We start from the raw sequence: 12,817 nt of genomic DNA on the forward strand, positions 1-12,817 counted from the left end.
TTTCCGGGGACCCGTCTTGCTCGCGCCGATCTTCATCCGCCGATTTCCGGTCCGGCAGGCCCTTGTTGCCGCCTGCCTTTGCACCATGGTTCTTCCGGCAGCCGGCATGCCGCCGACGAGCGACGAGTTCGACCGGATCACGATCGGCGGAAGCCAGCTCTACCGTCCCGCGCCCGTCGCGCCCGTGCAGGCCGACCACCGCTCGATCGCCGCACTGCAGGTGCTGATGGACCGCATCGGAATTTCGCCCGGCGTCATCGACGGCCGCGACGCGGCCCGCCTGCATGGCGCATTCGCGCTGTTCGCCAAGACCGAAATCGGCGCGACCATCGCCGGCCCTGACGATGGCGCGGCCATCGAGGCGGCGCTCGCCGAAACGGGAGGGCCGGCCTTCGTCGACTACGCCATCACCGCCGCCGATGTCGCCGGCCCCTTCACGCCCGAAATTCCGACGCTCTACGTCCAGCAGGCCAGCCTGCGCGAAATCGGCTTTCGCGATCCGCGCGAGATGCTCGCCGAGCGGTTTCACATGGACGAGGCCTATCTGGCCGCGCTCAATCCGGACGCCGACTTCGGGCGCGCCGGAACGATCGTGCGCGTCGCCGCGCCCGGCCGCGATCTGCAGCGACGCGTCGCCCGCATCGAGGCCGACAAGGCGCGGCTTCAGGTGCGCGCCTATGATGGTCATGGCGAACTGGTCGCAGCCTACCCGGCATCGATCGGTTCGGCCGCGACGCCCTCGCCGACCGGCACCCACACCGTCCGCAACAAGGCGCAGAACCCCCGCTACACCTACGATCCGAGCGGCTCGGCGCAGCCCGGCCTTTCCGACGGGCTGGTCCTGCTGCCACCGGGACCGAACGGGCCCGTCGGCAATGCGTGGATCGGACTTTCCAAGCGCACCTACGGCATTCACGGCACCCCGGAACCGCGCGAGATCGGCGTCAGCGAGAGCGTCGGTTGCGTGCGGCTGACCAACTGGGATGCGCTCGAACTGGCGCGGCTCGTGCGCCGTGGCGTCCCGGTCACATTCATCGACTGAAACGTGCCGGCACGCTCGCATGCCGCGACGCGCCGGTGTACATTGCAGCGCACAATGGGCACATTGGCCCACCAGAACAAAGACGGGATGGCGGCATGATCGAGGAACTCGAAACGATCGGCGTGATCGGCGCCGGACAGATGGGCAGGGGAATCGCGCAGGTCTCGGCCGGGGCCGGCTGCAGGGTGATCCTGTCGGACGTGTCCGTCGAAGCCGCGCAGGCGGGCCTCGACAAGGTCGCTGACGGCACCGGCAAGCAGGTCGAGGCGGGACGCATGGAGGCGGCCGACCGCGACGCGCTGCTGGCCCGCATCTCCGTGGCGGCCGGCATGGAAGGCCTGTCCGATTGCGATCTGGTGATCGAGGCGGCGAGCGAGAACGAACAGGTCAAGCGCGCCATCTTCGCCGAGCTGTGCCCGGCGCTGAAGCCCGAGGCGATGATCGCGTCCAACACCTCGTCGATCTCGATCACACGACTTGCCGCCGCCACCGACCGGCCCGAGCGCTTCATGGGTATCCACTTCATGAACCCGGTGCCGCGCATGAAGCTGGTCGAACTTGTGCGCGGCATCGCCACCGCCGATGCGACCTTCGAACTGGCCCGGGCCTATGTCGACCGGCTCGGCAAGACCGCCACCGTGTCGGAGGACTTCCCGGCCTTCATCGTCAACCGCATCCTGCTGCCGATGATCAACGAGGCGATCTACACGCTCTATGAGGGCGTCGGCTCGGTGGAGGCGATCGATACGGCGATGAAGCTCGGCGCCAACCACCCGATGGGACCGCTGGAACTGGCCGACTTCATCGGGCTCGACACGTGCCTGTCGATCATGCAGGTGCTGCATGACGGACTGGCCGACTCCAAGTACCGGCCCTGCCCGCTGCTGGTCAAATATGTCGAGGCCGGCTGGCTCGGCCGCAAGACCGGACGCGGCTTCTACGACTATCGCGGCGAAACGCCGGTCCCGACGCGGTAAGTGGTCACTTACGAAAAGATCAGTAGAGCGGCGAGACGCTGCCGTCGGCCAGATCCGGCCGCTGCGGCACGCCGGCCGAGCCGAGCGTGCGCAGGCCGGCCAGTCCCCGCGTGACGGCGCCGCGCAGCGGACCCTGGCGCGAGGGCCGCGCGGCAGCCGGCGGCACATGCCGCTGACGGGTGGGCTGAGGAAAGGCGATGACGCTCGATGAGGCGGACGGCACGGTCATGTCTGGCTCCGGTTCGTTGTCCTCCCGAACGCCTGCCATCGTACGCGACATGAGGGCCGTTTCAAGGCGAATTTGTGCGCCGCACAAAATTTCGTCCGTGTGTCACGAAGAGGCCTGCGGCGGAAGCAGGGACACCGTTCCGCCGATGGGGCATTGACGGCGGAACGGCGTTCCCACACCGGGAAGACGGCCCGCCATGGTCCTAGCAGGCAACCGGCCGCGTCTTGGTGCCATGCGACGGCGCGCCGGTATGTGACGGGTCGCACAGCGCGCGCCGCAATTGACCGCCGGCGCACCCGGGTCTAAAAGGACGCTTCCGTGGTGATTTGGCCGGTCGGCTTGCAGCCACGTTAAACAACTCGCTAAAGGACCGCGACGATCAGGGACCGGCAGCGAGTTTTCGCCGCCGGTTTTTTGTTTCGAGAGTTCAGCCATGCCCATCAGGATCCCCGACGCCCTGCCCGCCCGCGACACGCTGCAGGCCGAGGGCGTGATGATCATGGACGAGAAGACCGCCACCAGGCAGGACATCAGGCCGCTGCAGATCGGCCTGCTCAACCTTATGCCCAACAAGATCAAGACCGAGACACAGATCGCCCGGCTTGTCGGCTCGACGCCATTGCAGGTCGAACTCACGCTCGTCCGGATCGGCAATCACCGGTCCAGGAACACCTCCGAGGATCATCTGATCTCGTTCTACAAGACGTGGGAGGAGGTGAAGGACCGCAAGTTCGACGGGTTCATCATCACCGGCGCGCCGATCGAGACGCTCCCGTTCGAGGACGTGACCTACTGGGACGAACTCGAGGCGATCCTCGACTGGACGACGACCAACGTCCACTCCTCGTTCTTCATCTGCTGGGGTGCGATGGCCGCCGCCTGGCACTTCCACCGCGTGCCCAAGCATACGCTGCCCAGAAAGGCGTTCGGCGTCTACCGGCACCGGAACCTCAATCCGGCCTCGCCCTATCTGGCCGGCTTTTCCGACGACTTCCAGATTTCCGTGTCGCGCTGGACCGAGGTCCGCCGGAACGAGCTGCCGGCCAACGGCGCGCTGGAGGTGCTCATGGAGTCCGACCAGACCGGCCTGTGCCTGCTGCATGAGGCGTTCGCCAACCGTCTCTACATCTTCAACCACATCGAGTACGACTCGACGACGCTCGCCGAGGAGTATTTCCGCGACGTCAAGTCGGGCGTGCCGATCGAAGTGCCCCACAACTATTTCCCCGACGACAATCCGGACAAGGCACCGCTGAACCGCTGGCGCAGCCACGCTTTCCTGCTGTTCGGCAACTGGATCAATCAGGTCTACCAGACCACCGCCTACGATCTCGAGCGGATCGGCGAGGACAGGGTGAAGGGCGATGACGCTCACCATTCGGCCGCTTGAAGCCGGCGATCACGAGGCCTGGCGCGTTCTTTGGACCGCCTATCTCGAATTCTACGGGACGACGGTTTCCGAGGATGTCTACGCGTCGACATGGACGCGGCTTCTGGGAAGCGAGCCGTACGATCCGAACGGGCTGCTCGCCCTTTCGGGCGCAACGCCCGTGGGGCTGGTGCACTATATCTATCACCGCCACTGCTGGAGAGTGGAGAACGTGTGCTACCTCCAGGACCTCTACGCCGACCCGTCGGTGCGCGGCACCGGCGTCGGCCGCGCGCTGATCGAGGCGGTTTATCAGGAGGCCGACGCGGCGGGCTGCCCGTCGGTCTACTGGATGACGCAGGACTTCAACGAGACCGCCCGCCGGCTCTATGACCGCGTGGCAACGCTCACGCCCTTCATCAAGTACCAGCGCTGAGCAGGCCGATCCGCACCGGGCGGCTTGGCATCGATAGCCACGGCGCCTATCTGCACGCTGAAAGCAAAGACCGGGGAGCGCCGACAATGTCCGCAGAGCCGAACAAGGCCGCCATCGAGGAAACGCTGCGCCGCATCGCGCTTCCGGACGGCCGCAACCTGGTCGAGGCGGGCATGATTTCGGACATCTTCATCGCCGACGGCAAGGTGTTCTTCTCGCTCAACTGCGATGCCGAGGAGGCGCAAAGGTTCGAGCCGGTGCGCCAGGCCGCGCAGCAGGCGGTCACCGCGATGGACGGCGTCAGAAGCGCCATGGTCGCGCTGACCGCCGAGAGGAAGGCCGGCGGCGCGGCTCCCCGGCCAAGGCCCGCGCCGTCGCCGCAACCGCAACCGGCTGCCGGCGGACGTCGCCCGGTCACCGATCGTCCCAAAGCCAATGTCGCAGGCGTCAAGCACATCATCGCCGTCGCCTCGGGCAAGGGCGGGGTCGGCAAGTCGACCACCGCGCTCAACCTGGCGCTCGGCCTTCAGGCGGCCGGCCTCAAGGCCGGCATCCTGGATGCAGACATCTACGGCCCCTCCCTGCCGCGCCTGACCGGCCTGCGCGATGCCAAGCCGCAGCAGCTCGAGGACCGCATCCTCAAGCCGCTCGAAAAGTTCGGCCTCCAGATCATGTCGATCGGCTTCCTGGTCGAGGAGGAAACGCCGATGATCTGGCGCGGCCCGATGGTCGTCTCGGCGATCACGCAATTGCTGCGCGAGGTGGCATGGACCGATCTCGACGTTCTCGTCGTCGACATGCCGCCGGGCACCGGCGACGCCCAGCTCACCATGGCCCAGAACGTGCCGCTGTCCGGCGCGGTGATCGTGTCGACGCCGCAGGACCTTGCGCTGATCGATGCGCGCAAGGGGCTGAAGATGTTCGAGAAGGTCAACGTGCCGGTGCTCGGCATCGTCGAGAACATGAGCTATTTCATCGCCCCGGACACGGGCCAGCGCTACGACATTTTTGGCCATGGCGGCGCCAGGGACGAGGCCGAGCGCCTGGGCGTGCCGTTTCTCGGCGAGGTGCCGCTGGTCATGGCGATCCGCGAGACTTCGGACGCCGGCACGCCGATCACGGTCTCCGAGCCGGACGGTCCGCACGCGGCGGTCTATCAGGCGATCGGCGCCCGGATCGCCGAAAGCCTTGCCGAAGGCACCGCGGCACGCCCGGCCCCCGCGATCGTCTTCGAATAGGCCACACATGGCGGACCGGCCGGTGCCGCATCGCGCCCGCATGGTCAGCCGCGCTGCATGACCTTGATCGAATTGCCGTCCGGATCGGTGAACTCAAGCGAGCGGCTGCCATCGTCATTGTCGTGGATCGCCGCATCGGGCGCCGCGCGGCGCACCGTCGAAAGAAGTTCGTCGAGACGGTCGTGCGACAGGTGGAAATCGACGCTGCCGCCCGGCGACCGGTCGCCGCCGCCCCGGCCGGGCACGTAGAGCGCGATCGCGACGCTGGCGCCGTCGAGCTGCGCCCAGCCATATTCGGCCGCGACGAACCGTGCGGCGAGGCCGAGCGCCTCCTCATAGAAGGCGACGGCGTGATCGATATCCGTGACGGGAACCTTGAGCAGAGCCACACCGAGCATCGGTCACGCGATCCTTTCAAAGAAGGTGATCAGGTTGCCGTCGAGATCGAGAATCGCGAACTCGCGCAAGCCATAGGGCTTGTCGATCAGTGCCCCGTTCGGGTGAAGAACGCCCGCTTCCCGATAGCGCGCGCATAGTGCATCGGTGTCGGTCACGTGGACGCGGCAACTCGCGGTTCCCGCGATGAACGTCTCAGCACCCGACACCACCGGCCTGTCCCCGTCGCGCCCGCGCCAGCTCTCGTCCGTGGCCGCCCACAGGTGGATGGCGACCCGGTCGCGCACGACGATCGCATAGCCTGGATCGACGTGATCGACGGCAAAGCCCAGGCGATCGCGATAGAAAAGGGCCGCCTTGTGCGTGTCGTGGACAGGCAGAACCGGCACCGCCGCAGTCAGGGCCGGGCTCATGACCGCGCCGCGCCTTTGCGCGCCAGCAGCACCGACGCATGGTCGCATGCGGGGTCTTCGGCGACGAAGCGGACGACCCGCATGCCCAGTTCGCCAAGTCGCCTTTCATAATCGGTCGGCGACAGGCTGGCATGATAGACCGGCTCGCCGGCGCCGCAGCCCGCATCGAGTACGGTCGGTCTGTCCGGCAGCAGGGCGAGGAACCGGTCGAGCCACGGGCGCTCGAACAGCGTTCGCGAGCGCTCCTCGTCATACCGAAGGCCGCTGCGCGCGTAGACGTCCCGGGTTCGCCGTGCCAGTGCCGCAAGATCGCTCATCGGCGTGCCAGCCGGTCGTGGTTCGCGCGCGTCATGACATAGCGCACGCCGCTCATGTCCCGATGGGCGAACGGTCCCGCGGTGGCTTCGCGGACGACACCGCCTTCCTTCTCAAATCCCAGCCGCTCGAACAGCGCCACCGAGGCGCCGTTCTCGCGCACGGTGTCGGCGTGCAGCACCTTCGCGCCGCAGCGCTCGAAAAGGTGCGCCATCAGCGCATCCATGGCCGCGCGCGCATGGCCGCGGCCGCGCGCCTCGGGCAGCAGCGTGACGAAGACCTCAACCGCGCCATTGCCCGTGTCGGCACCACCCGCCGCGCCTAGATATTCATCGGTCGCCCGATCGGCGATCGTCAGCGACAGGATCGGTACTTCGGTCTCGTAACTGGCGATCACCGCATCGATCATCGCCGCCGCGCCCTCGGGCGTCTTCTGTTCTTCCGTGAACGCCATGAAGCGGGTCGAGGCGGGGTCGGTGACGAAGCGCTGGAAGGCTGCAATGTCGGATCGCGTGTGCGGACGCAGCCGCACCGGGCCTGCCGCGATCTCGTCGGGCACGACCATCATGATCGCGTCCCAATCCGGCGATTCCGCACCGCGCCGGGTCGGCCGGAAAATGTCCTCGATCCGCGCCGAAAACACCCGGGCGATGTCGAAGGCGAGCCGCAGCCCGGGCTCGTAACGGCCGTTCTCGATGGCGTTGATGGTCTGCCGCGATACGCCAAGCAATTCCCCCAGATTGGCCTGCGTGAGACCGCGCGCCTTGCGCATCGACCGGACGCGGTTGTCGATCTTTTCGTCATCGCTCATGCGCGTGTTCCGGGAAGCAGCGCCACGCCGTCCATCCCGCCATGCCGGCCCGTCATAGCGCGGACTGCCGCAAAATGTAAAGCTTGCTTTCCATTTTCTTCCTGTGTTGGTTCGCGTGGTCAACAATCTGCATTGTCCGTCGCCACCCGACACCGCGGCCGGGGTGCCGCTCGGGCGCTTCATCGGGAAAGGGAGTCGTCAGCCTGACCCGACCATTGCAGTCGTGCCCCGCACGATCAGCTTGGTCGGAAGGATCTTCGTCGTGACGGGCGCATCGGGATCGTCCACCCTGCGCAGCAGAAGCTGCGCCGCCTCCGCGCCGATCGCGCGCTTTTCGAGCCGGATCGTGGTCAGGTCGATGGCGCGAATGCCTGCAAGTTCGATATCGTCGAGGCCCACCACCGATATGTCCCGCGGAACGTTCAGGCCGCGTTCGGTGAGCCGCTGGATCAGGCCGATCGCGCTCATGTCGTTGCTTGCGAAAATGCAGGTCGGCTTCTCGGGAAGCCCCGCATAGAAGCCGGCCGCCTCCAGCCCCGCCTCGAACGTGTATCGGCCCTCGTAGACAAGACTGTCCACTTCGAGCAGCCCGAGTTCGGCGGCGGCCTGCCGCGTCCAGTCGCTCGCGCGCCGAACTCGAGCCGAGCGGCCCGGTGATATAGCCCACGCGCTTGTGGCCAAGCTTGGCGACGTAGTTGAGCGCCTCGCGAATGCCGCCGCTGTTGTCCGAGCCGACATAGTCGAGATCGAGCCCCGGCGTCCGCCGCTGAATGAGCACCGCAGGCACCTCGCCCTTCAGCATCTCGGCCACCCGTTCATCGTCCAGATGCTGCGAGATCAGCACGAGACCGTCCACCGCCCGGTCGATAAGGGCGTGCATGGCGGCGACCTGTCGTTCGAGATCGCCGTCGGTGTTCGCCAGCAGGATGGTGCAGCCCGCCCGGTTGACCACGTCCTCGACGCCGCGCACGAAGGCCGAAGCCGACGGGTTGGCCACGTCTTCGATCAGAACGCCGATCGCATAGCTGCGCTGCGAGCGCAGCGACCGTGCGACGACCGAGGCTCGGTAGCCGATCTTCTCGGCGGTCTCGACGACATAGTCCCGGGTCTCGGGCTTGACGAGGGACTTGCCGGCCAGCGCGTTGGAGACCGTCGACAGCGCAAGTCCGGTCTCTCGCGCCACATCTCTCAGTGTCACCCGTTTGCGAATCGGCACAAATCCCTTCCCAGCCGGCCCGTCGGCTCACCGGCGATCGCCGGTCCATGCAGACTAGAGCGTTCTGTCATCAGATTGAACCATTGTGCCGGACGAACGACCCCGATGAAGCCGACGCCGAACCGCTATCCATGCGACCGGGCGTCATATCGCCCCCTTCTGCCGCAGATCGGCGATGGTGCCGTCATCATAGTCCAGCCAGTCCGCCAGCACTTCGTCGGTGTGCTGGCCGACGACCGGCGGCGCATGACGCACCGTGCCCGGCGTCTCGGAAAGGCGAAGCGGGATGCCGGCCATGCTGAGCGTCCCGTAGGCCGGATTGGACACCTTCATGATCTGGTCGCGCGCGCGCAGCTGCTCGTTCGAGAAGATCTCGCCGATACTGTCGACCCGTGCGCAGGGAATACCCGCCGCGTCCATCGCTTCCAGAACCGCGTCCGCGCCACGCTCGGCTGTCCATGCCGAGACGATCGCCTCGACCTCCTCGATCCGTTCCATGCGTGCCGCGTTCGTCGCAAAGCGCTCGTCCTCGAGCAGATGCTCCTGGCCGACCGCCCGCGCGAAACGCGGAAACAGGCTGTCGCTGCCCGCATTGATGTGGACCCAGCGCCCGTCGCTGCACTGAAAGTTGGCCGCCGGCGTCGAATAGCGATCGCGGCTTCCCACCCGGCTGAGCTCCCGGCCCGTCAGGGCGAATTCGGGCAGCGCGGTCATCAGCAGCGAGATCGAGCAGTCGAGCATCGCCAGATCGACCAGTTGCCCCTTTCCTGTCTCGTGCCGCGCCTCGATCGCCGAGAGCGCGCCGATGCAGGCATAAAGCGAGGTGACATAGTCGACGATGAAGGTGCCGGCGGGCATCGGCGCGCCGCCTTCCTGACCGGTCAGTTCCATCAGGCCGCCGCCGGCCTGGGCAATCGCGTCGAAACAGGGCTTGTGGCTCCACGGCCCGGTCTGTCCGTAGCCGGAGATGCGGACCAGCACGAGCCGCTCGTTGATCGCGCGCAGGCTCTCCCAGTCGCAGTTCATCTTTTCGAGCGTGCCCGGCCGGAAGTTCTCGATGACGATGTCGGCCTCGGCCACAAGTTCGCGCAGAAGCTTCTGGCCTTCCTCGCTGCGGAAGTTGAGCGTCATCGCGCGCTTGTTGCGGTTGTAGACGAGCGTGTAGATGCCCTGATCGCCGATTTTTGGCGGCAGCAGCCGGGTCTCCTCGCCGCGGCCGGGGCTCTCCACCTTGACCACGTCGGCGCCCATGTCGCCCAGGATCATGCCGCAGTTCGGCCCCGCGATGTACCGCGACAGGTCAAGGACCTTCAGATTGCTCAGCGCTTGCATTTGTCACCTTGTCGGGATCGCCCGGTGCGCGACAACGTCGTCCGCACGGGTCTATCGGTTGAACACCAGGCTCGGCACCCAGGTGATCGCCTCGGGCACGAACATCAGGAAGATGCATACGAGCAGTTGGGCGCCCACGAACCAGCTGACCGTGCCGATCGCGCGCGACAGCGGGATCTGCGCGATGCTGCAGCCGATCAGCAGCAATGTGCCGACCGGCGGCGTGCAGGCGCCCAGCAGCGAGACCATCACGATGATCACGCCGTAGTGGATCGGGTCGAAGCCCAGCGTGACCCCGATCGCCGCCAGCGGCGCGGCAAACATGATCAGGATCGCGGTCACGTCGAGCACGAGGCCCAGGATGAAAAGCAGCAGCAGGATCAGCGTAAGCTGGATGTAGCGGTTCTCGCTGACGAGCTGGATGTTGCCCAGCAGCCAGTCCTGGAAGTCGTTCCGGGTCAGGATGTCCGAGAACAGGGTCGAGAACGCGATGATCGCCATGACGACCGCCGTCAGCAGCGCGCTGCGATAGGCGGCCTCGTAGATCTTCGACCAGTTCAGGGTCCGGTAGAAGAAGACGCCCGCGATCAACGCGCAGGCCACGGCCAGCACGCCCGCTTCGGTCGGGGTGGCAAACCCGCCGACGATGCCGCCGACGATGATCAGCGGAATGATCAGCGCGATCGACGCGCCGCGGAAGGCGACCAGCAGTTCCTTCCAGTAGGGATCGTCGCTGTGGCCGTCGATGTCGGAGACGCGGAAATCGTATCCCCGCGCCCGCCCAACCAGATAGGCGACGAGCATAAGCACGGCGGCGAAGATGAACCCCGGCACGATGCCGCCGAGGAAAAGCTGGCCGACCGACAGGTTCGTCAACGATCCGTAGATCACCATCAGGATGCTGGGCGGGATGAGCGCGCCGATCGTGCCGGACGTCGCGGTGATCGCGACTGCGTAGTCGGCGTCGTAGCCGGCCTTCTTCATCGACGGAATCAGAAGCGAGCCCATCGCCGCGCTGTCGGCGGTGATCGATCCGGAGACGCCGGCGAACAGCATGCTCGAAAGGATGTTCACATAGGCGAGCCCGACCCTGAAGAAGCGACCGACGAGGACGTCGGCGAACCGGATGATCCGCGCGGTCAGGCCGCTGGCCGTGGTGATCTCTCCGGCAAAGATGAAGAACGGGATCGCCAGCAGCGTGAACGAGTCGATGCCGGCAAAGAACTTGGAGGTGACAACATAGGGGATCATCGTCGGATCGACGAAGATGATGATCAGCGAGGACAGGCCGATCGCGAACGCGATCGGCATGCCGAGGGCCAGCAGTCCGAAGAACAGCACGAAGAGGGCGGTGATCATCATTGCGCTTCACCCTCTGCGTTCCTGCCCTGCCTGAAGACGCGCACCAGCGCGATCAGGCTGTGGACGAAGATCAGGGCGCCGCTGATCGGAATGCCGACATAGACATAGGACATCGGCACCTGCATCGCGGCCGAAAGCTGGCCGAAGTTCCACGTGATCATCTGGATCCCGTAATTGATCATGACACCGGCCAGCAGCATCATCCCGGCATAGGTCGCAACGGCGGCCGCGCGGCGCACCATCAGCGGGTAGGCATCGGAAATGATGGTCAGGCTGAAGTGCAGCCCCAGATGGAGCGCCGCTCCGATCCCGAGGCACGTCATCCAGAAATTGAGATAGCGGGTCGCCTCTCCGGCCCAGTACAGGCTGGGCAGGACCGGGAACATGCGGGCGAGCGTCGCCGCCAGCGTAATGACCGTCATCGCCAGGAAAAGCAGGACGATGATCGGCTTGAGGACCTTAACGACGTACGACAATGCTGCACCTTCCGGCTTATGTCGGCACCACGCCCCCACGGCGTATCCCGCCATGCCGGCGGGTTCGGACACGGCGGGCCGCCTTGGCGACCCGCCGCGCCGCATTCTGCTTACTGTGCGTCCAGAACCTCACGGATGCCGTTCAGCAGATCGACCGCATCGGCGCCGATGCTCTGGGCGAACTCCTCGGAGAACGGCTTGAGCGTCTCGCGGAACTTCTCCGCTTCGCCCGGCGCCAGTTCGACCACCGTCAGCCCCTGCTCCTTCATCGTGTTCATGACCTCTTCGTTGGAGGCGAGCACGTCCTCGAGCATGATGTCGGTGGAACGGCGACCGGCGCCACGCAGGACCTCCTGGTACTCCTCCGGCAGGCTCTCGAACAGGTCCAGATTGATGGCCAGATAGCACGGATTGACGATGTGCTCGGTCTGTACGTAGTACGGCGCCACCTCGAAGAACTTGTTGTTGTAGGTGGTGCTCGGCCCGGACTCCATGCCGTCGGCCACGCCCGTCTGAAGCGAGGTATAGGCCTCGGTGAAAGCGGTCGGCGTCGGCACCGCGCCCAGGGCACGCGCCATGCCCACATAGAGCGGCGCTTCGGGAATGCGCAGCTTGTAGTTCTGCAGCTCTTCCAGCGTGTTGAACGATTCGACCGAGTTGATGCTGCGTGGTCCCTCGTAGCCGAAGCCCAGGATCTCGTAGCCGCGATCGTTGGCGAGCGCGTTGATGTCGTCGACGAGCGCCCAGGTGACCGTGTTGATGTCGCGGGTTTCGGGGTAAAGGAACGGCAGCTCCAGCATGTACAGTTCCTGGATGAACCGTCCCAGGCCGCCGCCGCCGCTCATGACCATCTCGAGCGAGCCGCGCCGCACCGCTTCGGAGGCTTCCCGCTCGTTGCCGAGCTGGTTGTTGCAGAACACCTCGACCTGAACGTCGCCATCGGTTCCCTCTTCCACGAACTTGGCGAAGTTGTGCGTCTGCACGCACATCGGATGGTTCTCCGGATAGAGGTTGGAGAGCCGGAAATTGTAGCTCTGGGCAGACGCCGCCATCGACGAACCGGCGAGCACGACCGAGGCCAGCGCGGCCTTCATCATGGTCCTGAGATGTTTGTGTTTGCGATTTGGCATTTCGTTTCTCCTCTCTTGCTGAAGTCCTGGGACATCGTCCCGCACCCGTTGCGCCGGCCCCGCCGGCGGCGCCTC

Annotated in this window: 15 protein-coding genes, 1 pseudogene and 1 riboswitch; of the genes and pseudogenes, 5 read left to right on the plus strand and 11 right to left on the minus strand. The window is 66.0% G+C overall.

What is annotated here, in order from left to right:
• Positions 1-106: 106 nt before the first annotated feature.
• Both E0E05_RS15740 and E0E05_RS15745 read left to right on the plus strand, forming a co-directional pair.
• Positions 107-1,042 (plus strand): L,D-transpeptidase, encoded by a 936-nt coding sequence (locus E0E05_RS15740; protein ID WP_158629391.1) that lies wholly within the window; start codon positions 107-109, stop codon positions 1,040-1,042.
• Between the two features lie 95 nt (positions 1,043-1,137).
• Complete coding sequence (locus tag E0E05_RS15745) at positions 1,138-2,019, plus strand: 3-hydroxybutyryl-CoA dehydrogenase (protein WP_131617563.1); 882 nt, start codon at positions 1,138-1,140, stop codon at positions 2,017-2,019.
• Between the two features lie 19 nt (positions 2,020-2,038).
• On the opposite strand, the gene E0E05_RS15750 is transcribed toward E0E05_RS15745, so the two are convergent.
• A complete protein-coding gene (locus E0E05_RS15750; protein WP_131617564.1) occupies positions 2,039-2,248 on the minus strand; it encodes a hypothetical protein in 210 nt (69 codons plus the stop codon).
• A gap of 308 nt (positions 2,249-2,556) precedes the next feature.
• Positions 2,557-2,634: riboswitch (SAM riboswitch) on the plus strand.
• Positions 2,635-2,681: 47 nt separating this feature from the next.
• Between E0E05_RS15750 and metA the strand changes: the two genes are divergently transcribed.
• From metA to E0E05_RS15765, 3 genes are all read left to right on the plus strand, one after another.
• Positions 2,682-3,638 (plus strand): homoserine O-acetyltransferase MetA, encoded by a 957-nt coding sequence (metA, locus tag E0E05_RS15755; RefSeq protein ID WP_131617565.1) that lies wholly within the window; start codon positions 2,682-2,684, stop codon positions 3,636-3,638.
• Complete coding sequence (locus E0E05_RS15760; RefSeq protein WP_131617566.1) at positions 3,613-4,053, plus strand: GNAT family N-acetyltransferase; 441 nt, start codon at positions 3,613-3,615, stop codon at positions 4,051-4,053. Before metA ends, E0E05_RS15760 begins: the two co-directional genes overlap by 26 nt.
• 86 nt (positions 4,054-4,139) lie before the next feature.
• A complete protein-coding gene (locus E0E05_RS15765) occupies positions 4,140-5,291 on the plus strand; it encodes an Mrp/NBP35 family ATP-binding protein (protein ID WP_131617567.1) in 1,152 nt (383 codons plus the stop codon).
• Positions 5,292-5,335: 44 nt separating this feature from the next.
• Here E0E05_RS15765 and E0E05_RS15770 read toward each other — a convergent pair whose 3' ends face one another.
• From E0E05_RS15770 to E0E05_RS15810, 10 genes and pseudogenes are all read right to left on the minus strand, one after another.
• On the minus strand, positions 5,336-5,689 hold the full coding sequence (locus tag E0E05_RS15770) for a VOC family protein (protein WP_131617568.1): 354 nt from the start codon (positions 5,687-5,689) through the stop codon (positions 5,336-5,338).
• A 3-nt stretch (positions 5,690-5,692) separates the two neighbouring features.
• Complete coding sequence (locus E0E05_RS15775) at positions 5,693-6,100, minus strand: bleomycin resistance protein (protein ID WP_244597789.1); 408 nt, start codon at positions 6,098-6,100, stop codon at positions 5,693-5,695.
• Positions 6,097-6,417, minus strand: coding sequence for a hypothetical protein (locus tag E0E05_RS15780; protein ID WP_244597790.1), 321 nt, complete (start codon positions 6,415-6,417; stop codon positions 6,097-6,099). Before E0E05_RS15780 ends, E0E05_RS15775 begins: the two co-directional genes overlap by 4 nt.
• A complete protein-coding gene (locus E0E05_RS15785; protein WP_131617569.1) occupies positions 6,414-7,226 on the minus strand; it encodes a GNAT family N-acetyltransferase in 813 nt (270 codons plus the stop codon). The genes E0E05_RS15780 and E0E05_RS15785 overlap by 4 nt, the downstream gene beginning before the upstream one ends.
• Before the next feature lie 198 nt (positions 7,227-7,424).
• Complete coding sequence (locus tag E0E05_RS17420; RefSeq protein ID WP_244597792.1) at positions 7,425-7,805, minus strand: LacI family DNA-binding transcriptional regulator; 381 nt, start codon at positions 7,803-7,805, stop codon at positions 7,425-7,427.
• A gap of 88 nt (positions 7,806-7,893) precedes the next feature.
• Positions 7,894-8,442: pseudogene (locus tag E0E05_RS17965) on the minus strand (LacI family DNA-binding transcriptional regulator); the annotation flags it as partial.
• 144 nt (positions 8,443-8,586) lie between these two features.
• Positions 8,587-9,774, minus strand: a complete 1,188-nt coding sequence (locus tag E0E05_RS15795) for a CaiB/BaiF CoA transferase family protein (protein ID WP_131617571.1) — start codon at positions 9,772-9,774, stop codon at positions 8,587-8,589.
• Positions 9,775-9,825: 51 nt separating this feature from the next.
• Positions 9,826-11,136 (minus strand): TRAP transporter large permease, encoded by a 1,311-nt coding sequence (locus E0E05_RS15800; protein ID WP_082901747.1) that lies wholly within the window; start codon positions 11,134-11,136, stop codon positions 9,826-9,828.
• Positions 11,133-11,684, minus strand: a complete 552-nt coding sequence (locus E0E05_RS15805) for a TRAP transporter small permease (protein ID WP_158629393.1) — start codon at positions 11,682-11,684, stop codon at positions 11,133-11,135. The genes E0E05_RS15800 and E0E05_RS15805 overlap by 4 nt, the downstream gene beginning before the upstream one ends.
• A gap of 38 nt (positions 11,685-11,722) precedes the next feature.
• Positions 11,723-12,742, minus strand: coding sequence for a TRAP transporter substrate-binding protein (locus tag E0E05_RS15810; RefSeq protein WP_158629394.1), 1,020 nt, complete (start codon positions 12,740-12,742; stop codon positions 11,723-11,725).
• Between the last annotated feature and the right edge of the window lie 75 nt (positions 12,743-12,817).

Source organism: Roseitalea porphyridii, from assembly GCF_004331955.1.
Classification (GTDB): domain Bacteria; phylum Pseudomonadota; class Alphaproteobacteria; order Rhizobiales; family Rhizobiaceae; genus Roseitalea; species Roseitalea porphyridii.

Excerpts from the sequence above, each read along its gene's own strand:
- E0E05_RS15740 (WP_158629391.1), top strand. The coding sequence starts at position 107 with ATGCCGCCGACGAGCGACGAGTTCGACCGGATCACGATCGGCGGAAGC.
- E0E05_RS15745 (WP_131617563.1), top strand. The coding sequence starts at position 1,138 with ATGATCGAGGAACTCGAAACGATCGGCGTGATCGGCGCCGGACAGATG.
- E0E05_RS15750 (WP_131617564.1), bottom strand. The coding sequence starts at position 2,248 with ATGACCGTGCCGTCCGCCTCATCGAGCGTCATCGCCTTTCCTCAGCCC.
- metA (WP_131617565.1), top strand. The coding sequence starts at position 2,682 with ATGCCCATCAGGATCCCCGACGCCCTGCCCGCCCGCGACACGCTGCAG.
- E0E05_RS15760 (WP_131617566.1), top strand. The coding sequence starts at position 3,613 with ATGACGCTCACCATTCGGCCGCTTGAAGCCGGCGATCACGAGGCCTGG.
- E0E05_RS15765 (WP_131617567.1), top strand. The coding sequence starts at position 4,140 with ATGTCCGCAGAGCCGAACAAGGCCGCCATCGAGGAAACGCTGCGCCGC.
- E0E05_RS15770 (WP_131617568.1), bottom strand. The coding sequence starts at position 5,689 with ATGCTCGGTGTGGCTCTGCTCAAGGTTCCCGTCACGGATATCGATCAC.
- E0E05_RS15775 (WP_244597789.1), bottom strand. The coding sequence starts at position 6,100 with ATGAGCCCGGCCCTGACTGCGGCGGTGCCGGTTCTGCCTGTCCACGAC.
- E0E05_RS15780 (WP_244597790.1), bottom strand. The coding sequence starts at position 6,417 with ATGAGCGATCTTGCGGCACTGGCACGGCGAACCCGGGACGTCTACGCG.
- E0E05_RS15785 (WP_131617569.1), bottom strand. The coding sequence starts at position 7,226 with ATGAGCGATGACGAAAAGATCGACAACCGCGTCCGGTCGATGCGCAAG.
- E0E05_RS15795 (WP_131617571.1), bottom strand. The coding sequence starts at position 9,774 with ATGCAAGCGCTGAGCAATCTGAAGGTCCTTGACCTGTCGCGGTACATC.
- E0E05_RS15800 (WP_082901747.1), bottom strand. The coding sequence starts at position 11,136 with ATGATGATCACCGCCCTCTTCGTGCTGTTCTTCGGACTGCTGGCCCTC.
- E0E05_RS15810 (WP_158629394.1), bottom strand. The coding sequence starts at position 12,742 with ATGCCAAATCGCAAACACAAACATCTCAGGACCATGATGAAGGCCGCG.